Below are 20379 nucleotides of genomic sequence, written 5' to 3'. Positions count from 1 at the left end.
ATCCCAGTTCAATACTGGCTTGCACAATCAGCACACACCCCTTGCAGGAAAAAAATGCTATGAAAAACGTTGGTTTTATCGGCTGGCGCGGTATGGTCGGCTCTGTACTCATGCAACGCATGGTTGAAGAGCGCGATTTCGACGCCATCCGCCCGGTCTTCTTCTCCACTTCCCAGCTCGGCCAGGCTGCACCGTCCTTTGGGGGTACCACAGGCACGTTGCAGGATGCTTACGATCTGGAAGCGCTGAAGGCACTCGACATTATTGTGACCTGCCAGGGCGGCGATTATACCAACGAAATCTATCCGAAGCTGCGTGAAAGCGGCTGGCAGGGCTACTGGATTGATGCGGCCTCTTCGCTTCGCATGAAAGACGATGCCATCATTATTCTTGACCCGGTTAACCAGGGCGTCATCACAGACGGCCTGAACAACGGCGTGAAAACCTTTGTTGGCGGTAACTGCACCGTCAGCCTGATGCTGATGTCCCTCGGCGGCCTGTTCGCACAGGATCTGGTGGAGTGGGTCTCCGTGGCGACCTACCAGGCGGCCTCCGGCGGCGGCGCGCGTCATATGCGTGAGCTGCTGACCCAGATGGGCCAGCTGCACCAGAGCGTCGCTGCCGAGCTGGCAGACCCGGCGTCCGCCATCCTCGACATCGAGCGTAAAGTCACTCAGCTCACCCGCAGCGGCGAGCTGCCGGTGGATAACTTTGGCGTACCGCTGGCCGGTGGCCTGATCCCGTGGATCGACAAACAGCTGGATAACGGCCAGACCCGCGAAGAGTGGAAGGGCCAGGCTGAGACCAACAAAATCCTCGGCACCGCGAACACCATTCCGGTTGACGGTCTGTGCGTGCGTATCGGCGCGCTGCGCTGCCACAGCCAGGCCTTTACCATTAAACTGAAAAAAGATGTGTCTATTCCGACCGTGGAAGAGCTGCTGGCCGCACACAACCCGTGGGCGAAAGTGGTGCCAAACGATCGCGATATCACCATGCGCGAACTGACCCCGGCAGCCGTTACCGGCACGCTGACCACCCCGGTTGGTCGTCTGCGCAAGCTGAACATGGGGCCGGAGTACCTCTCCGCGTTCACCGTTGGCGATCAGCTGCTGTGGGGTGCAGCCGAGCCGCTGCGCCGCATGCTGCGCCAGCTGGCGTAATAATTTGTTAAACACGGGGGGTGATTGTCACCCCCTTTTTTTGCGTACTACATGGAGTAAAACGCAGATGTCTTATTTTTTATCAGGAGGACCCACGACGTTGGCTATGCTTTAAGGAAGATTTATTTCTCACCTGAGGGTAGGGCGGAGCAGAGAGGATTAACTGCACCGTTTAGGTCACATTAAAAGTCGTCCCGGAGCGCGTAAAAAGGGCGACATAAAAAAACAGGATGAACACCATGTCCGATCGTATTTCGAGAGACGTGATTAATGCGCTTATTGCGGGTCACTTTGCCGACCCCTTTTCTGTGCTAGGGATGCACCGTACAGAGGCCGGACTGGAAGTTCGGGCGCTGTTACCGGATGCAACAGAAGTGTGGGTTATCGAACCCAAAACCGGCCGCAAGGTGGGTAATCTGGAATGCCTCGACTCGCGTGGCTTCTTCTCGGGCGTCATGCCCCGCCGTAAAAATCCTTTTCGTTATCAGCTTGCCGTTATCTGGCACGGTCAGCAAAATCTGATTGACGATCCCTATAGCTTCGGCCCGCTTTTAAAAGAGATGGACGCCTGGCTGCTGTCCGAAGGGACCCATTTACGCCCCTACGAAACGCTGGGTGCCCATGCGGATACCATGGACGGTATCACCGGCACGCGTTTTGCCGTATGGGCGCCAAACGCCCAGCGCGTCTCCGTCGTCGGGCAGTTCAACTACTGGGACGGTCGTCGTCACCCCATGCGCCTGCGCCGGGAAACCGGCATCTGGGAGCTGTTTATCCCCGGCGCGCACAACGGTCAGCTCTACAAATTCGAGATGATCGATGCCAACGGCAAGCTGCGCATTAAATCTGACCCGTACGCCTTTGAGGCAGAGCTACGCCCGAATACCGCCTCGCTGATTTGCGGCCTGCCGGAGAAGGTTGTCCAGAGCGAGGAGCGCAAGCAGGCCAACCGCTTTGATGCGCCAATCTCCGTCTATGAAGTGCATCTCGGCTCGTGGCGTCGCCACACCGATAACAACTTCTGGCTGAGCTATCGCGAGCTGGCGGACCAGCTGGTGCCGTACGCCAAATGGATGGGCTTTACCCATCTGGAGCTGCTGCCGATCAACGAACACCCATTTGACGGCAGCTGGGGCTATCAGCCAACCGGGCTGTATGCGCCCACGCGCCGCTTCGGCACGCGCGATGACTTCCGCTATTTCATCGATGCCGCGCACGCCGCCGGGCTGAACGTGATCCTCGACTGGGTGCCGGGCCACTTCCCGTCGGATGATTTTGCGCTGGCAGAGTTCGACGGCACAAAGCTGTACGAGCACAGCGACCCGCGCGAAGGCTATCACCAGGACTGGAACACGCTGATCTACAACTACGGTCGCCGTGAAGTATCGAACTACCTGGTCGGGAACGCGTTGTACTGGATCGAGCGCTTCGGCATTGATGCCCTGCGCGTGGATGCGGTGGCGTCGATGATTTACCGCGACTACAGCCGCAAAGAGGGGGAGTGGATCCCGAACGAGTATGGTGGCCGTGAAAACCTCGAAGCGATTGAGTTTCTGCGCAACACCAACCGGATTATCGGCGAGCAGGTGGAAGGCGCCGTGACCATGGCGGAAGAGTCCACCGACTTCCCGGGCGTTTCCCGTCCACCGGCAATGGGTGGTCTGGGCTTCTGGTACAAATGGAACCTCGGCTGGATGCACGACACGCTCGACTACATGAAGCTCGACCCGGTTTATCGTCAGTATCACCACGATAAGCTCACCTTCGGGTTGCTCTATAACTACACCGAAAACTTCATGCTGCCGCTGTCGCACGATGAAGTCGTGCACGGCAAGAAATCCATTCTCGACCGCATGCCGGGCGACCCATGGCAGAAGTTTGCCAACCTGCGCGCTTACTACGGCTGGCTGTTCGCCTTCCCGGGTAAAAAGCTGCTGTTTATGGGCAACGAGTTCGCTCAGGGCCGCGAATGGAACCACGATAGCAGCCTTGACTGGCATCTGCTGGAAGGTGCGGACAACTGGCACCACGGCGTACAGCGTCTGGTCCGTGACCTGAACCTGACTTATCGCCACCACAAAGCGCTGCACGAGCTGGACTTCGATCCGTACGGCTTTGAGTGGCTGGTGGTGGACGACCACGAGCGCTCGGTGTTTGTCTTTGTGCGCCGCGACAAAGCGGGTAACGAGATCATCGTCGCCAGCAACTTCACGCCGGTGCCGCGCGAACACTACCGCTTCGGCATTAACCAGCCGGGCAAATGGCGCGAAATTCTCAATACCGACTCCATGCACTACCACGGCAGCAACGCGGGTAACGGTGGCCTGGTGCAGAGCGATGCCATTGAAAGCCACGGCCGTCCGAACTCCCTGAGCCTGACGCTGCCGCCGCTTGGCACAATCTGGCTGGTGCGGGAGGGTGAATGACGCAGCTTACGGCAGGTAAACCCGAACCGCTCGGGGCGAGCTTTGACGGAAAGGGGGTGAACTTCACGCTCTTTTCCGCCCATGCGGAGCGGGTGGAACTCTGTGTGTTTGACGGGGAAGGTAACGAGCACCGTTACGATTTACCGGCGCGCACGGGGGATACCTGGCATGGCTACCTGGCCGGAGGACGGCCGGGGATGCACTACGGTTTTCGCGTACACGGCCCCTGGGAGCCCTCTCAGGGGCACTGGTTTAACCCGGCGAAGCTGCTGATTGACCCGTGCGCGCACCGCGTGGACGGTGAGTTTAAAGATGACTCGCTGTTCCACGTTGGCTACGGCGAACCTGACCACCGCGACAGCGCGCCCGTCGCGCCCAAAAGCGTGGTGGTGCACGATCTCTACGACTGGGAAGACGATGCCCCGCCGCGCACGCCGTGGGGCAACACCGTTATTTATGAAGCCCACGTTAAAGGGCTGACATATCTGCACCCGTCAATCCCTAAAGAGATGCGCGGCACCTACAAAGCGCTTGGGCATCCGACGATGGTCGCGTACCTGAAGCATTTAGGCATCACCGCGCTGGAGCTGTTGCCCGTGGCGCATTTCGCCAGCGAGCCGCGGCTACAGCGTCTTGGGTTAAGCAACTACTGGGGCTACAACCCGCTGGCGATGTTCGCCCTCGACCCGCGCTACGCGGTGCAGCCGGAGAAGGCACGGGATGAGTTTCGCGATGCGGTGAAGGCGCTTCACGCGGCGGGTATCGAGGTCATTCTGGACGTGGTGCTGAACCACAGTGCGGAAAGCGATCTTGACGGCCCGACGCTCTCACAGCGCGGAATCGATAACCGTAGCTATTATTGGATCAGGGACGACGGCGATTACGAGAACTGGACCGGGTGCGGTAACACCCTCAACCTCAGTCATCCGGCCGTTACGCATTACGCGTACGAGTGCCTGAAATACTGGGTTGAGACGTTCCACGTGGACGGTTTTCGCTTCGACCTGGCGCCGGTGATGGGGCGCACCCCGGCGTTCAGCCAGCAGGCGCCGCTGTTTGAGGCCATCAAAAACTGCCCGGTGCTCTCAAAGGTTAAGCTGATCGCGGAGCCCTGGGACATCGGAGAGGGCGGTTATCAGGTGGGGAATTTCCCGCCGCTGTTTGCCGAGTGGAACGACCACTTCCGCGATGCCATCCGCCGCTTCTGGCTGACGCGCGATCTATCGCTGGGGGAGTTTGCCGGTCGCTTTGCCGGCTCCAGCGATCTCTTCAAGCGTGACGGCAAACGTCCGTCGGCCACCATTAACCTGCTGACGGCACACGACGGTTTTACGCTGCGCGACTGCGTTTGTTTCAATCAGAAACACAATGAGGCAAACGGCGAGGAGAATCGCGATGGGACTAACAATAACCATAGCTTCAACCATGGTATAGAAGGGTTAGGCGGAAGTCTGGATGTGATCGAGCGGCGACGCGCCAGCGTTCATGCGCTGCTGACGACGCTTTTGTTGTCGCAGGGCACGCCGATGCTGCTGGCGGGCGATGAGCACGGCCACAGCCAGCACGGCAACAACAACGCCTATTGCCAGGACAACACCCTGACCTGGCTCGACTGGGGAGAAGCGAACAGCGGGCTGACCCATTTCACCGCGGCGCTGATCCATCTTCGCCAGCGCATCCCCGCGCTCACCGCCGACCGCTGGTGGGAAGAGGGCGACGGAAACGTTCGCTGGCTGAATAAAGACGCGCAACCGTTAAGCGCGCAAGAGTGGCAACACGGCATACCCTGTCTGCAAATCCTGCTTTCGGATGCGTGGCTGGTGACGCTGAACGCGACGGATGACGTCGCAGAGATTGTTTTACCTGACGGGGAATGGCGAGCCATTCCTCCCTTTGCCGGAGCGGATAATCCGGTTGTTATAGCTGTCTGGCACGGGCCTGCGCACGGAGTGTGCGTATTCCAAAGATGATAAAAAAGGAGTTAGTCATGGTTAGATTAGAGAAGAACGATCCGTTAATGTTGGCGCGCCAGCTACCATTAAAAACAGTTGCCCTGATACTCGCGGGCGGGCGTGGTACCCGTCTGAAAGATTTGACCATCAAGCGCGCCAAACCGGCCGTTCACTTTGGTGGTAAGTTCCGTATTATCGATTTTGCACTTTCCAACTGCCTGAACTCAGGCATTCGCCGTATTGGCGTCATTACCCAGTATCAGTCGCACACGCTGGTGCAGCACATTCAGCGCGGCTGGTCATTCTTCAGCGAAGAGATGAACGAATTTGTCGATCTGCTCCCGGCGCAGCAGCGCGTTCACGGGGAGAACTGGTACCGCGGCACGGCGGATGCCGTGACCCAGAACCTCGACATCATTCGTCGCTACAGCGCGGAATACATCGTCATCCTCGCCGGGGACCACATCTACAAGCAAGATTACTCCCACATGCTGATCGACCACGTCGAAAAAGGGGCGCGCTGCACCGTGGCGTGTCTGCCGGTGCCTGTTGCGGAAGCAACCGCGTTTGGCGTGATGCATGTAGATGGCGATGACAAGATTATCGACTTTGTCGAAAAACCGGCGAACCCGCCAACCATGCCGGGCGACGACACCAAATCGCTCGCCAGCATGGGGATCTATGTCTTTGATGCCGATTATCTTTATGAACTGCTGGAAGAGGACGACAAAGACGAAAACTCCAGCCACGACTTCGGTAAAGACATCATCCCGAAAATCACCAAAGCTGGCATGGCGTATGCACATCCCTTCCCGCTGTCCTGCGTGCAGTCCGATCCGAATGCGGAGCCTTACTGGCGCGATGTGGGAACGCTGGAAGCGTACTGGAAAGCCAACCTCGATCTGGCGTCCGTCACGCCTGAGCTGGATATGTACGACCAGAACTGGCCGATTCGCACGCATATGGAATCGTTGCCGCCGGCGAAGTTCGTTCAGGATCGCTCCGGCAGCCACGGCATGACGCTCAACTCGCTGGTCTCTGGCGGCTGCATTATCTCCGGTTCGGTGGTGGTGCAGTCCGTGCTGTTCCCGCGCGTGCGTATAAACTCATTCTGTAATATCGATTCGGCAGTTCTGCTGCCGGATGTCTGGGTAGGACGCTCATGTCGTCTGCGTCGCTGCGTTATCGATCGTGCCTGCATCATTCCCGAAGGGATGGTGATTGGGGAAAACGCGGAAGAAGATGCGCGTCGTTTCTACCGTTCGGAAGAGGGGATCGTGTTAGTAACACGGGAAATGTTGCGGAAGCTGCAAATCAAACAGGAGCGATGATGCAGGTTTTACACGTATGTTCTGAGATGTTCCCGTTGTTAAAAACGGGCGGCCTGGCGGATGTTCTTGGTGCATTACCAGCGGCGCAAATCGCCGGAGGGGTGGATACCCGCGTGTTGTTGCCCGCTTTTCCGGATATCCGGCGCGGTATTCCCGATGCAAAGGTTGTTACCCGTCGCGAGACCTTCGCGGGACGTATCACCCTGCTGTTTGGACATTACAATGGCGTAGGGATTTACCTGATTGATGCCCCGCATTTATACGATCGACCCGGCAGCCCGTATCACGATACCAACCTGTACGCCTATACCGATAACGTGATGCGCTTTGCCCTGCTCGGCTGGGTGGGGGCGGAAATGGCCGTCGGACTGGATCCGTTCTGGCGTCCGAACGTGGTGCACGCGCATGACTGGCATGCGGGGCTGGCTCCTGCGTATCTGGCGGCGAAGGGGCACCCGGCCAAATCGGTGTTTACGGTGCACAACCTGGCGTATCAGGGCATGTATTACGCGCATCATATGAATGACATCGATCTGCCATGGTCGTTCTTTAACATGCACGGACTGGAGTTTAACGGACAGATTTCGTTCCTGAAGGCGGGTCTGTACTACGCCGACCACATCACAGCGGTCAGCCCAACCTACGCGCGGGAAATTACCCAGCCGGAGTTCGGTTACGGTATGGAAGGGCTGCTGCAACAGCGCCACCGTGAAGGTCGTTTGTCGGGCATTCTGAACGGCGTGGATGAACAGATCTGGAATCCGGAAACGGACCTCCTGCTGGCGGCGCGCTATGGTCGCGACTCCGTGGAGGACAAAGCGGAGAACAAGCGCCAGCTACAGATTGCGATGGGGCTGAAGGTCAACGACAAGGTGCCGCTGTTTGCGGTGGTCAGCCGCCTGACCAGCCAGAAAGGGCTGGATCTGGTGCTGGAAGCGCTGCCGGGATTACTGGAGCAGGGCGGCCAGCTGGCGCTGCTCGGCGCGGGCGACCCGGTATTGCAGGAAGGTTTCCTTGCGGCCGCGGCGGAACATCCGGGGCAGGTGGGCGTGCAGATTGGCTATCACGAAGCGTTCTCGCACCGCATCATGGGCGGCGCGGACGTGATTCTGGTGCCGAGCCGCTTCGAGCCCTGCGGCCTGACGCAGCTCTATGGTCTGAAATACGGCACGTTGCCGCTGGTACGCCGCACGGGCGGGCTGGCGGATACGGTGTCTGACAGCTCCCTGGAAAACCTGGCGGACGGTATCGCCAGCGGGTTTGTTTTCGAGGACAGTAATGCCTGGTCGCTCCTTCGGGCGATCCGGCGTGCTTTCGTCTTGTGGTCCCGTCCATCCCTGTGGCGTTACGTACAACGTCAGGCGATGTCCATGGACTTTGGCTGGCACGTTGCGGCGCAGTCCTACCGCGACCTTTATCAACGCTTGATGTAACGAGGCGAAGTTACTGATATGAATGCTCCATTTAGCTACTCTTCCCCCACGCTCAGCGTTGAGGCGTTGAAACACTCCATCGCCTATAAGCTGATGTTTACCATTGGGAAAGATCCCGTTATTGCCAACAAACATGAGTGGCTGAACGCCACGCTGTTTGCGGTGCGTGACCGTATGGTCGAACGCTGGCTGCGCTCCAACCGCGCCCAGCTTTCGCAGGAGACGCGACAGGTGTATTACCTGTCGATGGAGTTTCTGATTGGTCGCACCCTCTCCAATGCGCTGTTATCGCTCGGGATTTATGACGACGTCAAAAACGCACTGGAAGAGATGGGGCTGGATTTAGAAGAGCTGATTGACGAAGAGAACGACCCGGGGCTGGGTAACGGTGGTCTCGGGCGTCTTGCCGCCTGTTTCCTCGATTCACTGGCGACGCTGGCGCTGCCGGGGCGCGGCTACGGTATTCGCTACGACTACGGTATGTTCAAGCAGAATATCGTGGATGGTCGTCAGAAAGAGTCTCCAGACTACTGGCTGGAGTACGGTAACCCGTGGGAGTTCAAGCGCCACAACACGCGCTACAAGGTGCGTTTTGGCGGGCGTATTCAGCAGGAAGGGAAAAAATCCCGCTGGGTGGAAACCGAGGAGATCCTCGCCGTGGCCTATGACCAGATCATCCCCGGCTACGACACCGATGCGACCAATACGCTGCGCCTGTGGAACGCGCAGGCCAGTAGCGAGATCAACCTGGGTAAATTCAACCAGGGTGACTACTTCGCGGCGGTGGAAGATAAAAACCACTCCGAGAATGTGTCACGCGTCCTGTATCCGGATGACTCGACCTACTCAGGCCGCGAGCTGCGCCTGCGTCAGGAGTATTTCCTCGTCTCGGCAACGATTCAGGATATCCTTAGCCGTCACTATCAGCTGCACAAAACCTATGCGAATCTGGCGGAAAAAACCGCCATTCACCTCAACGATACCCATCCGGTGCTGTCGATCCCTGAGCTGATGCGCCTGCTGATTGACGAGCATAAGTTCAGCTGGGATGACGCGTTTGAAGTAACCTGCCAGGTGTTCTCGTACACCAACCATACGCTGATGAGCGAAGCGCTGGAGACGTGGCCGGTGGATATGCTCGGCAAAATTCTGCCGCGCCATCTGCAAATCATCTTCGAGATCAACGACTACTTCCTCAAGACCTTGCAGGAGCAGTACCCGAACGATACCGGTCTGCTGAGCCGCGCCTCGATCATTGATGAATCCAACGGGCGTCGCGTACGCATGGCCTGGCTGGCGGTGGTGATCAGCCACAAGGTGAACGGCGTGTCAGAGCTGCACTCGAACCTGATGGTGCAGTCCCTGTTTGCGGACTTTGCGAAGATCTTCCCGACGCGTTTCTGCAACGTGACCAACGGCGTCACCCCGCGCCGCTGGCTGGCGCTGGCGAACCAGCCGCTCTCCGATGTTCTGGATGAGAACATTGGCCGCACCTGGCGCACCGATTTGAGCCAGCTGAGCGAGCTGGAGCAGCACATTGATTTCCCGACGGTGAATAAAGCGGTACGGGAAGCCAAGCTGCTGAACAAGAAGCGTCTGGCGGTCTGGCTGGCGATGCATCTGAACGTGGTGGCGAACCCGAAAGCGCTGTTCGACGTGCAAATCAAACGTATCCACGAGTACAAGCGTCAGCTGATGAATGTCCTGCACGTTATTACCCACTACAACCGCATTAAGGCTGACCCGACGGCGGAGTGGGTGCCGCGCGTGAAAATCTTTGCCGGTAAGGCGGCGTCCGCGTACTACATGGCGAAGCACATCATTCATCTCATCAACGATGTGGCGAAGGTGGTGAATCACGATCCGGACATTGGCGATAAGCTGAAGGTCGTGTTTATCCCGAACTACAGCGTAAGCCTGGCGCAGCTGATTATTCCGGCGGCGGATCTCTCTGAGCAGATTTCCACGGCGGGGACGGAAGCATCCGGCACCAGTAACATGAAGTTTGCCCTGAACGGCGCGCTGACTATCGGCACGCTGGACGGCGCAAATGTCGAAATGCTGGAGCATGTGGGCGCGGAGAATATCTTTATTTTCGGGAATACGGCGGAAGAGGTGGAGGCGCTGCGCAAGCAGGGCTACTCGCCGCGTGAGTATTATGAAGAGGATGACGAGTTACGCCAGGTGCTGACGCAAATCGCCACTGGCGTGTTTAACCCTGAGGAGCCCGGACGCTATCGCGATCTGGTGGACTCGCTGATTAACTTTGGCGATCACTATCAGGTGCTGGCGGATTACCGCAGCTACGTGGATTGTCAGGATGAGGTGGACGAACTGTACCGTCAGCAGGAGAAGTGGACCAGCGCCGCGATGCATAACATCGCCAACATGGGATACTTCTCGTCGGACAGGACCATCAAAGAGTATGCCGAGAATATCTGGCATATTGATCCGGTGCGGTTGTAAAAACAAAGCCCGGTGGCGCTGCGCTTACCGGGCCTACGGGATCGAGTAGGCCGGTTAAGGCGGAGCCGCCACCCGGCTTTTTTTCAATTACGACGCCAACGACAATTCACGCTTTCCCGCATGTTGTTGCAACCATTGCGCCACGCGAGACTGCTGCTCGGCATTCAGCCACATCCCTTCTTTAGTACGACGCCAGATAGCATCGTCCAGACGGCGCACCCATTCGTGTTCCACCAGATAGCGCAGTTCCGCTTCGTACAGCTCATGGCCAAAATGCTCGCCCAGATCGGCAATCTCTTTCGCCTCGCCGAGGAACAGTTCGGTGTTGCTGCCGTAGGTGCGGGCATAGTGGCGCGCCATTCCTTCGGTAATGAACGGGAAGCGGCGACGCAGCTTCGCGGCGTAATCGTCGCGGTTATCGCCGATATCGCCGCCAGGCAGCACGGCGCCTTTCGTCCACGCCGGGCCGATGCCTTTGTAATACGGCGCCAGTTTCTCCAGCGCGTGCTCCGCCAGTTTACGGTAGGTGGTGAGCTTACCGCCAAATACCGACAGCAGGGGCGCCTGACCGTCCACGTCATGAATATCAAGCGTATAGTCACGGGTGATGGCCTGCGGTGAGTCAGACTCGTCATCACACAGCGGACGCACGCCGGAGTAGGTCCAGACCACGTCATCGCGCGCCAGCTGTTTCTTAAAGTGCGCGTTGTACACTTTCAGCAGGTAGCTGACTTCACTCTCGTCGATCTCTACGTTTTTCGGATCGCCTTTGTACTCTACGTCGGTGGTGCCGATGATGGAGAACTCGTCCATCCACGGGATCACAAACACAATGCGCTTGTCTTCATTTTGCAGGATATAAGCCTGTTTCTGGGTATGCACGCGCGGCACCACAATGTGGCTGCCCTTGATCAGGCGGATGCCGTACGGAGAAGGCAGGTGCATACCGTCATCGAAGAACTGTTTTACCCACGGGCCGGTGGCGTTCACCAGGCCGCGCGCTTTCCAGCTAAACTTCTCACCGGTATCCACGTCTTCCGCTTCCACAATCCACAGGCCGTTTTCGCGGCGTGCGGCGGTCGCGCGGGTACGGGTTTTCACCTCGCCGCCTTTCTTCTCGACCATCTGCGCGTTAGCCAGCACCAGACGCGCATCGTCCACCCAGCAGTCGGAATATTCGAAACCGCGCACGATTTCAGGTTTAAGAACCGACTCTGAGCCAAAACGCAAACCTGTCGAACCCGGCAGGCTGGTGCGTTTACCCAGATGATCGTACATAAACAGACCAATGCGGATCATCCACGCCGGACGCAGATGCGGGCGATGAGGCAGACGGAAACGCATCGGGATCGCCAGATGCGGAGCCATTTTCAGCAGTACTTCGCGTTCAGCCAGCGCTTCGCTGACCAGGCGAAATTCGTAGTGTTCCAGGTAGCGCAGGCCACCGTGGATCAGCTTGGAGCTGGCGGACGACGTCGCGCAGGCGAGATCGTTAGCTTCCAGCATCAGCACGGATAAACCGCGTCCTGCGGCATCAACCGCAATACCGGCACCGTTGATGCCACCGCCTATCACAATCAGATCTTTGGTTTCCATAACACCCTCATGCACTTTCGTTAAAGCTCAAAAATGTTCGATATCGCTCATAATAGCAAAGGAACGCGCTTTTGGTAACATCAAAAAAACAATTTAGAGTGATATGGATAACATAATGGCGTTTACCCGCCGCCAGGACGTACACTACGGGGTAAAATAGTGCGGTCTGATGCCCTCACCCCAGCCCTCTCCCACGGGGAGAGGGTGATCCGTTTCCCTCTCCCTCCGGGAGAGGGTAGGGTGAGGGGAAAACCGCACCACACCTGAATATAAGATGAGAACACCATGGATCAGTTTGAATGTATTAACGTAGAAGAAGCCCATCAGAAGATGCACCAGGGAAAAGCGGTGCTGGTGGATATCCGCGATCCGCAGAGCTTTGCGATGGGCCACACGCCGGGCGCGTTCCATCTCACCAACGACACGCTGGGCGCGTTTATGCGCGATAACGACTTCGATACCCCGGTGATGGTGATGTGCTATCACGGCAACAGCAGTAAAGGCGCGGCGCAGTATCTGCTCCAGCAGGGTTACGACGCGGTGTACAGCGTCGATGGCGGCTTCGATGCCTGGCATCGTCATTTCCCGGCAGAAGTTGAATACGCGTTTGAGCGCTGATCCCGCTATACTGTCCCCTTTTGTGTGGAAATAAGCGACCGCTGCCCATGTTGATGATCACCTCTTTTAGCAACCCGCGCGTCGCCCAGGCGTTTGTCGACTATATGGCGACGCAGGGCATTATCCTGACTATTCAGCAGCATACACAGACGGATGTCTGGCTGGCAGACGAAAGCCAGGCCGGCCGCGTGAACGACGAGCTTGCGCGTTTTCTGGAAAACCCGGGCGACCCGCGTTATCTGGCGGCAAGCTGGCAATCCGGCCAGACCGGCAGTGGCCTGCACTATCAACGTTTTCCGTTTCTCGCCACCCTGCGCGAGCGCGCAGGACCGTTTACGCTGCTTTTGATGGCAGCCTGCATCATCGTCTTCATTATTATGAGCGTGGTGGGCGACCAGAGCGTGATGATTGCCCTCGCATGGCCGTACGATCCCTCCCTGCAATTTGACGTCTGGCGCTACTTCACGCATGCGCTGATGCACTTCTCGGTGATGCATATCCTCTTTAACCTGCTGTGGTGGTGGTATCTCGGCGGGGCGGTGGAGAAGCGGCTCGGCAGCGGCAAGCTGATTGTGATCACCCTTATCAGCGCCCTGTTAAGCGGCTACGTGCAGCACAAATTCAGCGGTCCATGGTTTGGCGGGTTATCCGGCGTGGTGTACGCCCTGATGGGTTACGCCTGGCTCAGAGGCGAGCGCGACCCGGATAGCGGCATCTATTTACAACGTGGATTAATAACCTTTGCGTTAATATGGCTTATTGCCGGATGGTTTGATCTGTTTGGTATGTCTATCGCCAATGGTGCGCACGTTACCGGCCTGGCGGTTGGGCTGGCGATGGCGCTGGCCGATACGCTCCATGCGCGAAAACGAACATAATTCCCAGGGATATTTCATGAAACAAACACAACGTCATGACGCCATTATCGAACTGGTAAAAAAACAGGGATACGTCAGTACTGAAGAGCTGGTGGAGCAGTTTGCCGTCAGCCCGCAAACCATCCGTCGTGACCTCAACGACCTGGCCGATCAGAACCGTATTTTGCGTCACCACGGCGGCGCCGCACTGCCGTCCAGCTCGGTGAACACCTCATGGCATGACCGTAAGGCGACGCAAACGGCAGAGAAAGAGCGTATCGCCCGTAAAGTGGCGAGCCAGATCCCGAACGGCGCGACGCTGTTTATTGATATCGGCACCACCCCGGAAGCGGTCGCCCATGCGCTGCTGAACCACGAGAACCTGCGCGTGGTGACCAACAACCTGAACGTGGCCAACACGTTGATGCAGAAAGACGATTTCCGCATCATCCTCGCGGGCGGCGAACTGCGCAGCCGCGACGGGGGCATTATCGGCGAAGCGACGCTCGATTTTATCTCTCAGTTCCGCCTCGACTTCGGCATTCTGGGGATCAGCGGCATCGACACCGACGGCTCGCTGCTGGAGTTTGATTACCACGAAGTGCGCACCAAGCGCGCGATCATTGAGAACTCACGCCATGTAATGCTGGTGGTGGATCACTCCAAGTTTGGTCGTAATGCGATGGTGAACATGGGCAGCATCAGCATGGTGAATGCGGTCTACACCGACGTGATGCCGCCGGCGGGCGTCATGCAGGTGATTAAAGATAATAATGTGCAGTTAGAGTTGTGTTGAAAAGCCGTTCTCCCTCTCCCTGTGGGAGAGGGCCGGGGTGAGGGCATCAGACCGCAGAGGATCTACACTCCATATCCCATCATCTTCAACAGCTGCTGCGCATGCTGCACCGCATCCTGACGGTGCGCCACGCCCAGCTTCTGATACAGATTGCGAATGTGCGTTTTGATGGTGGTCGCCGCCACCGCCAGCTCACCGGCAATCTGCTCGTTGCTGTAGCCTGAGTAGATCAGCCCCAGCACCTGCCATTCACGCTGGGTGAGCGGGCTGGTGCGGATAAGCTCCGGCACTTCTGGATGGTTCAGCAGACGTTCAACAAAGTTCTCATCGAAGTGCGCAAACTTGTGGCGATGATGCTGGTTAATCTCGCGCAGAATGCGCTGGGCGCGATGCTGATCGAGTTCTGGCAGTGTGTTGAGCTGAATCAGCTGGCGCAGCTGCTGGGCCATCACTTCACCCTCAATCACAAAGTGGCTGATAAACCCGGTGCGGTTCGCCAGCTGTAACGCTTCCAGCAGTACGCGCTGGGCATCGTTTTTACGGCCCGCCTGCCAGTAAAGCTGGTTTAACAGCAGCAGGTTGCGGTTTAAATCGCTCATCAGGCGCAGGCTGCGGGCGTTTTCGTTTAACTCTTCCAGCACAATCTCGGCAGGCTCAAAGTCACCCAGCAGGATCTGCACGCGAGCGATGTTGCGCCACTGGCTTTGCAGGAAGTGGTTATTGGCAAATTCCGGTTTAGGCGTATGACGCAGCCAGTTGGCGGCGGACTTTTTATCGCCGGTCATCTGCCAGTAAATCACCCGCACCTTATCGGCGTTGGACACCCAGTCGCTATGGTACTGCCCGTTGCCGAGCAGGTTTTCCAGGCGGTTAAGATGGTTGCGGGCATTATCCAGGTCGCCGCGCGCCAGCGAGCACTGCACCAGCAGAGCCAGACACTGGAGCTGCTGCTGCGGCTGGAAGCTCGAAAGGACATTCAGACCCTGGCGGGCGCAGCTTTCTGCTTCATCCAGACGCGACCATGCCCACAGCAGTTGAGCGCGAATACGCAACAGGAACTCGTGCATCGGCAGCTGTTCCAGATGCTGTTCACGGATCAGCTGGAACGCTTTCTCCTGGTTTTCCCAGGCGGCTTGCAGGAACCCCTGAGCAAATAAAATCTCGCTTTGCTGGATCAGGCTCCACAGGGCGTAATGCCAGACATCGTGGCGGCGCGCCATCTGTTCGGTTTGCTGCATGAGTGAAAGCGAACGCGTGAGATCGCCCTTACAGTGCAGCACTTCGCCGTGTACCGAGGTGGCCACAATACGGCTGTAAAAATTCGCCAGCGGCAGCTCATCCAGCGCGACCATCGCCAGCCGTTCGGCTTCCTCAGGGTCACCGTCGTTAATCGCCACCTGCGCACGCAGGGCGTTAAATTCGCCATGCAGGGTGGTATCCATCTCGCTTTCCATCTCCTGCTCGGCGCGCGCCAGCAGGGTGTTCACTTCGCTGTAGCGATGCTGGCTCTGCATCAGCCAGGCCTGGAGCAGCACCAGACGCGGATTCTCCAGCAGGCTTTCCCACGGCAGCGCTTTTAACGACTCTTCCAGCAGCGTCAGTTCACTGTGGTTGAACAGTCCCCACGCGTGGTTGAGCAGAATATCGCGCAGCATACCGGCATCCCCGGCGGCCAGCGCATGGTGGATAGCCTCGCTCGGGAAACCTTGCGCCATCCAGCTTTCGGCGGCGGCGCGGTGAATGTCAGGCAGCTCTGCGGCCAGTTCCCACTGGCAACGCTGGCGCAGGAAGCTGCCAAACAGCGGATGGTAGCTAAACCATTCGCCGGGATCGTCCATGCGCGTCAGGAACAGACCCTGACGTTCAATCTCTTCGAGCTGAAGCTGCCCGTTTTCAATGCCGGTGACGCGCACGATCAGCGCATCGTTCATGGAACGCAGCAGGGAGCTTTTCAGCAGGAAATGGCGGGTGGAGAGGTCAACGCTGTCGAGTACCTCATCCACCAGATAATCCGACAGGTGGCTGGCGTTGATGCCGGCCAGGCGGCGTGCGGACTGATGCGTCGGGCTGTTGTTTTGCCGCGCGGAGAGGGCAATCAGCTGAAGCGCCGTGGCCCAGCCGGCAACGTCATCGCACAGGCGGCTGCTTTCCGACGCCTCAATCGGAGACGTCAGGCGGCAGTCAAAGAACTGCTTCGCTTCCTGATGGGTAAAGGCCAGCTGCTGACTGCCGATTTCCAGCAGCTGATCGCGCACGCGCAGGTTGGCAATGCCCAACTGCGGAAGGTTACGCGACAGGACAACCAGCGTCAGGTTTTCCGGCTGATGGCGCAGGAAGAAACGCATGGACTCGTGAATAACCGGGTTGGTGATCAGATGATAATCATCAATCACCACATACAGCGGGCGATGCCATTCGGCCAGCTCTATAAACAGCTGGGAGAAAAGAGAGGACAGGCTGGCGTACTGGCGCTTTTGCACCATCACCTCGCTGGTGACGCAGTGTCCGTTGGTTGCCTGCTGAATCGCGGCAATTAAATAGCTGGCAAAACGCTCCTGCTGGTTATCCCCTTCATCCAGGGAGTACCAGCCAAGATCGCTTTTACCTGCCGCCCATTGCGAAATGAGCGTTGTTTTTCCATAACCCGCAGGACTCGTAACCAGCGCCAGTCGGAAATTATGCGCACCGGAAAGTTTAGCCAGCAGGCGCTCGCGGACCACAGTATGGTCAAGACGAACCGGGCGACTTAATTTGGACGGAATCAACATAGTTTTCACTTCACTGTGGGGAACGAGAGAATTTATTTTTTTTGCGCTTCGTAATTAATATCTATAAGTTCGGCCAATAGAGGAACTATTGCAAGTTATGTCTGGGTTTGGAGGCTCTGAATTTGCACTCTGTCACAAAACATTCTCATCACTGATGGAACTTTCCGTAAATGGCTGGATGCCGCGCTGCTTCTGGCTTGTGTGCATAAGTCGCGGTTGCGCTGAAACTGGTTTCAGAAAGAGATAATGACGCTGAAGTTAATTAACTTCGGGGAAAGTTGCATCGGCTTAATAGGGGTGCTGAATAATCGCGACGCGCGGAAATATTATTCTACGTAAGTAATCATTTCAGCGATGATTAATTTCCTCCGAAACTGCATTTCATTTCTTTGACGCTCTTCCGGGATCGCTTTTTCAGCGAAGCGCACACTCACACAGTGGCCTCGATCACACTTTTATGCTCATCCCCGCTACTCCTCCCTGTCTAATCCCCGACAGGAGGAGGAAGAGGCGCAATGAGCCAGGCACACTAGCGTTAAATGTTTTTACTCTCTACAGGATGCCGATTCCCTATGTCACAGCCTACTTTCAACAAAGCTCAATTTCAGGCTGCCCTGACACGTCAGTGGCAGCGTTTTGGCCTTCATGCTGCAAACGAAATGACGCCTCACCAGTGGTGGCAGGCGGTGAGCGGGGCGCTCGCAGAGCAGCTGGACGCTCAGCCTGTGACGAAGCCCGTGAAAGGCCAGCGTCACGTCAACTACATTTCAATGGAGTTCCTGATTGGCCGTCTGACGGGTAACAATCTGCTGAACCTTGGCTGGTATCAGGAGGTCGGTGACGTGCTGAAAGAACACGACATCAACCTGACCGATCTGCTGGAAGAAGAGATTGATCCGGCGCTGGGTAACGGCGGTCTGGGACGTCTGGCAGCCTGTTTCCTGGATTCCATGGCAACCGTGGGCCAGTCGGCGATTGGCTATGGCCTGAACTATCAGTACGGCCTGTTCCGTCAGTCATTTGCCGACGGCCATCAGATGGAAGCGCCAGACGACTGGCACCGCAATACCTATCCGTGGTTCCGCCACAACGCGCAGCTGGATGTGCAGGTCGGGATTGGCGGGAAAGTCACGAAGCAGGGACTCTGGGAACCGGCGTTCACCATTACCGGTGAAGCCTGGGACCTGCCGGTACTCGGCTACCGTAACGGCGTGGCGCAGCCGCTGCGCCTGTGGCAGGCGAAGCACGCGCATCCGTTTAACCTGACCAAATTCAACGACGGTGATTTCCTGCGCGCCGAGCAGCAGGGGATCGACGCCGAGAAGCTGACCAAAGTCCTCTACCCGAACGATAATCATCTGGCGGGTAAAAAGCTGCGTCTGATGCAGCAGTACTTCCAGTGCGCCTGCTCCGTGGCGGATATTCTGCGTCGCCACCACCTGGCGGGCCGCAAGCTGGCTCAGCTGCCGGACTTCGAAGTTATTCAGCTTAACGACACGCATCCGACCATTGCGATCCCGGAGCTGCTGCGCGTGCTGATCGACGAGCATCAGCTGAGCTGGGACGACGCCTGGGCCATTACCAGCCGCACCTTCGCCTACACCAACCACACCCTGATGCCGGAAGCGCTCGAGTGCTGGGATGAGAAGCTGGTGAAAACGCTGCTGCCGCGCCATATGCAGATCATCAACAAGATTAACGACCAGTTCAAAACGCTGGTGGAGAAAACCTGGCCGGGCGATAAGGCCGTCTGGGCGAAGCTGGCCGTTGTGCACGACAAGCAGGTGCGCATGGCGAACATGTGCGTGGTCAGCGGCTTTGCGGTGAACGGCGTGGCCGCGCTGCACTCGGATCTGGTGGTGAAAGATCTCTTCCCGGAATACCACCAGCTGTGGCCGACCAAATTCCATAACGTGACCAACGGCATCACGCCGCGTCGCTGGATTAAGCAGTGCAACCCGCTGCTGGCCGGCCTGCTGGACAAGACCCTGAAGAAAGAGTGGGCCAACGACCTGGACCAGCTCATCAACCTGGAAAAACAGGCCGACAACGCGAAGTTCCGCGAGCAGTACCGTGCCATTAAGCTGGAGAACAAGGTTCGTCTGGCCGAGTTTGTGAAAATGCGCACCGGAATTGAGATCAACCCGAATGCGATTTTCGATATCCAGATCAAACGACTGCACGAGTACAAACGTCAGCACCTGAACCTGCTGCACATTCTGGCGCTGTACAAAGAGATCCGCGAGAACCCGCAGGCCGACCGCGTCCCGCGCGTGTTCCTGTTCGGTGCGAAAGCGGCGCCGGGCTACTACCTGGCGAAAAACATTATCCTTGCCATTAATAAAGTGGCGGCGGCGATCAACAGCGATCCGAAAGTGGGCGACAAGCTGAAGGTGGTGTTCCTGCCGGACTACTGCGTTTCTGCGGCTGAAATGCTGATCCCGGCGGCGGATATTTCCGAGCAGATCTCTACCGCCGGTAAAGAAGCGTCCGGTACCGGCAACATGAAGCTGGCCCTGAACGGCGCGCTGACCGTCGGCACGCTGGACGGTGCGAACGTCGAAATCGCCGAGAAGGTCGGCGAAGAGAACATCTTTATCTTCGGCCATACTGTTGAAGAAGTGAAAGCCATCAAAGCCAAAGGGTACGACCCGGTGAAATGGCGTAAAAAAGATAAAGTGCTGGATGCGGTGCTCAAAGAGCTGGAAAGCGGGAAGTACAGCGACGGCGACAAGCACGCGTTTGACCAGATGCTGCACAGCATGGACAAACAGGGCGGCGACCCGTACCTGGTGATGGCTGACTTCTCGGCTTACGTTGAAGCGCAGAAGCAGGTCGACGTGCTGTATCGCGACCAGGATGCCTGGACCCGCGCGTGTATCCTGAACACCGCGCGCTGCGGTATGTTCAGCTCTGACCGCTCAATCCGTGATTATCAGGCTCGTATCTGGCAGGCAAAACGCTAAGGAAGCG

Annotated in this window: 12 protein-coding genes; 10 read left to right on the top strand and 2 right to left on the bottom strand. The window is 57.6% G+C overall.

Translation table 11 applies throughout. The features are described 5' to 3' along the window. The first annotated feature begins 59 nt into the window (after positions 1-59). The 6 genes from asd (at position 60) to glgP (ending at position 10771) form a co-directional block, all read left to right on the top strand. On the top strand, positions 60-1163 hold the full coding sequence (gene asd, locus ACOTWU_RS16260; protein ID WP_003861575.1) for an aspartate-semialdehyde dehydrogenase: 1104 nt from the start codon (positions 60-62) through the stop codon (positions 1161-1163). Between the two features lie 239 nt (positions 1164-1402). Further along, complete coding sequence (glgB, locus tag ACOTWU_RS16255) at positions 1403-3589, top strand: 1,4-alpha-glucan branching enzyme (RefSeq protein ID WP_023304556.1); 2187 nt, start codon at positions 1403-1405, stop codon at positions 3587-3589. Beyond that, the gene (glgX, locus tag ACOTWU_RS16250; protein WP_126499073.1) at positions 3586-5559 is read left to right on the top strand and encodes a glycogen debranching protein GlgX; all 1974 of its coding nucleotides are present in this window, start codon (positions 3586-3588) and stop codon (positions 5557-5559) included. The genes glgB and glgX overlap by 4 nt, the downstream gene beginning before the upstream one ends. Before the next feature lie 17 nt (positions 5560-5576). After that, positions 5577-6872 (top strand): glucose-1-phosphate adenylyltransferase, encoded by a 1296-nt coding sequence (gene glgC, locus ACOTWU_RS16245; RefSeq protein WP_017384139.1) that lies wholly within the window; start codon positions 5577-5579, stop codon positions 6870-6872. Continuing rightward, positions 6872-8305, top strand: a complete 1434-nt coding sequence (glgA, locus tag ACOTWU_RS16240) for a glycogen synthase GlgA (RefSeq protein WP_017384140.1) — start codon at positions 6872-6874, stop codon at positions 8303-8305. Before glgC ends, glgA begins: the two co-directional genes overlap by 1 nt. Positions 8306-8323: 18 nt before the next feature. Next, positions 8324-10771, top strand: a complete 2448-nt coding sequence (glgP, locus tag ACOTWU_RS16235; protein WP_045338506.1) for a glycogen phosphorylase — start codon at positions 8324-8326, stop codon at positions 10769-10771. 87 nt (positions 10772-10858) lie between these two features. Here the strand turns inward: glgP and glpD are convergent, their stop codons facing one another. After that, entirely contained in the window at positions 10859-12367 is a 1509-nt protein-coding gene (glpD, locus tag ACOTWU_RS16230) for a glycerol-3-phosphate dehydrogenase (protein ID WP_015571453.1), read from the bottom strand. A 285-nt stretch (positions 12368-12652) separates the two neighbouring features. Between glpD and glpE the strand changes: the two genes are divergently transcribed. From glpE to ACOTWU_RS16215, 3 genes are read left to right on the top strand one after another with little or no spacing between them, the layout of a single operon-like run. Then, a complete protein-coding gene (gene glpE / locus ACOTWU_RS16225) occupies positions 12653-12985 on the top strand; it encodes a thiosulfate sulfurtransferase GlpE (protein WP_008503062.1) in 333 nt (110 codons plus the stop codon). Between the two features lie 47 nt (positions 12986-13032). Next, complete coding sequence (gene glpG / locus ACOTWU_RS16220) at positions 13033-13863, top strand: rhomboid family intramembrane serine protease GlpG (RefSeq protein ID WP_015571451.1); 831 nt, start codon at positions 13033-13035, stop codon at positions 13861-13863. Between the two features lie 16 nt (positions 13864-13879). Continuing rightward, positions 13880-14638: a DeoR/GlpR family transcriptional regulator gene (locus ACOTWU_RS16215; protein WP_032655365.1), complete on the top strand. Its 759-nt coding sequence runs from the start codon at positions 13880-13882 to the stop codon at positions 14636-14638. A gap of 62 nt (positions 14639-14700) precedes the next feature. Here ACOTWU_RS16215 and malT read toward each other — a convergent pair whose 3' ends face one another. Next, positions 14701-17406, bottom strand: coding sequence for an HTH-type transcriptional regulator MalT (gene malT, locus ACOTWU_RS16210; RefSeq protein ID WP_015571449.1), 2706 nt, complete (start codon positions 17404-17406; stop codon positions 14701-14703). 572 nt (positions 17407-17978) lie between these two features. Between malT and malP the strand changes: the two genes are divergently transcribed. Beyond that, complete coding sequence (malP, locus tag ACOTWU_RS16205) at positions 17979-20372, top strand: maltodextrin phosphorylase (protein WP_015571448.1); 2394 nt, start codon at positions 17979-17981, stop codon at positions 20370-20372. Positions 20373-20379 lie beyond the last annotated feature (7 nt).

The organism is Enterobacter cloacae complex sp. GYL001 (assembly GCF_049237125.1).
In the GTDB taxonomy this organism is placed as follows: Bacteria; Pseudomonadota; Gammaproteobacteria; order Enterobacterales; family Enterobacteriaceae; genus Enterobacter; species Enterobacter hormaechei_C.
This window is presented reverse-complemented; position numbering and strand designations above follow the sequence as displayed.

Excerpts from the sequence above, each read along its gene's own strand:
- glgB (WP_023304556.1), top strand. The coding sequence starts at position 1,403 with ATGTCCGATCGTATTTCGAGAGACGTGATTAATGCGCTTATTGCGGGT.
- glgC (WP_017384139.1), top strand. The coding sequence starts at position 5,577 with ATGGTTAGATTAGAGAAGAACGATCCGTTAATGTTGGCGCGCCAGCTA.
- glpD (WP_015571453.1), bottom strand. The coding sequence starts at position 12,367 with ATGGAAACCAAAGATCTGATTGTGATAGGCGGTGGCATCAACGGTGCC.
- glpE (WP_008503062.1), top strand. The coding sequence starts at position 12,653 with ATGGATCAGTTTGAATGTATTAACGTAGAAGAAGCCCATCAGAAGATG.
- glpG (WP_015571451.1), top strand. The coding sequence starts at position 13,033 with ATGTTGATGATCACCTCTTTTAGCAACCCGCGCGTCGCCCAGGCGTTT.
- glgP (WP_045338506.1), top strand. The coding sequence starts at position 8,324 with ATGAATGCTCCATTTAGCTACTCTTCCCCCACGCTCAGCGTTGAGGCG.
- malP (WP_015571448.1), top strand. The coding sequence starts at position 17,979 with ATGTCACAGCCTACTTTCAACAAAGCTCAATTTCAGGCTGCCCTGACA.
- glgX (WP_126499073.1), top strand. The coding sequence starts at position 3,586 with ATGACGCAGCTTACGGCAGGTAAACCCGAACCGCTCGGGGCGAGCTTT.
- glgA (WP_017384140.1), top strand. The coding sequence starts at position 6,872 with ATGCAGGTTTTACACGTATGTTCTGAGATGTTCCCGTTGTTAAAAACG.
- ACOTWU_RS16215 (WP_032655365.1), top strand. The coding sequence starts at position 13,880 with ATGAAACAAACACAACGTCATGACGCCATTATCGAACTGGTAAAAAAA.
- malT (WP_015571449.1), bottom strand. The coding sequence starts at position 17,406 with ATGTTGATTCCGTCCAAATTAAGTCGCCCGGTTCGTCTTGACCATACT.
- asd (WP_003861575.1), top strand. The coding sequence starts at position 60 with ATGAAAAACGTTGGTTTTATCGGCTGGCGCGGTATGGTCGGCTCTGTA.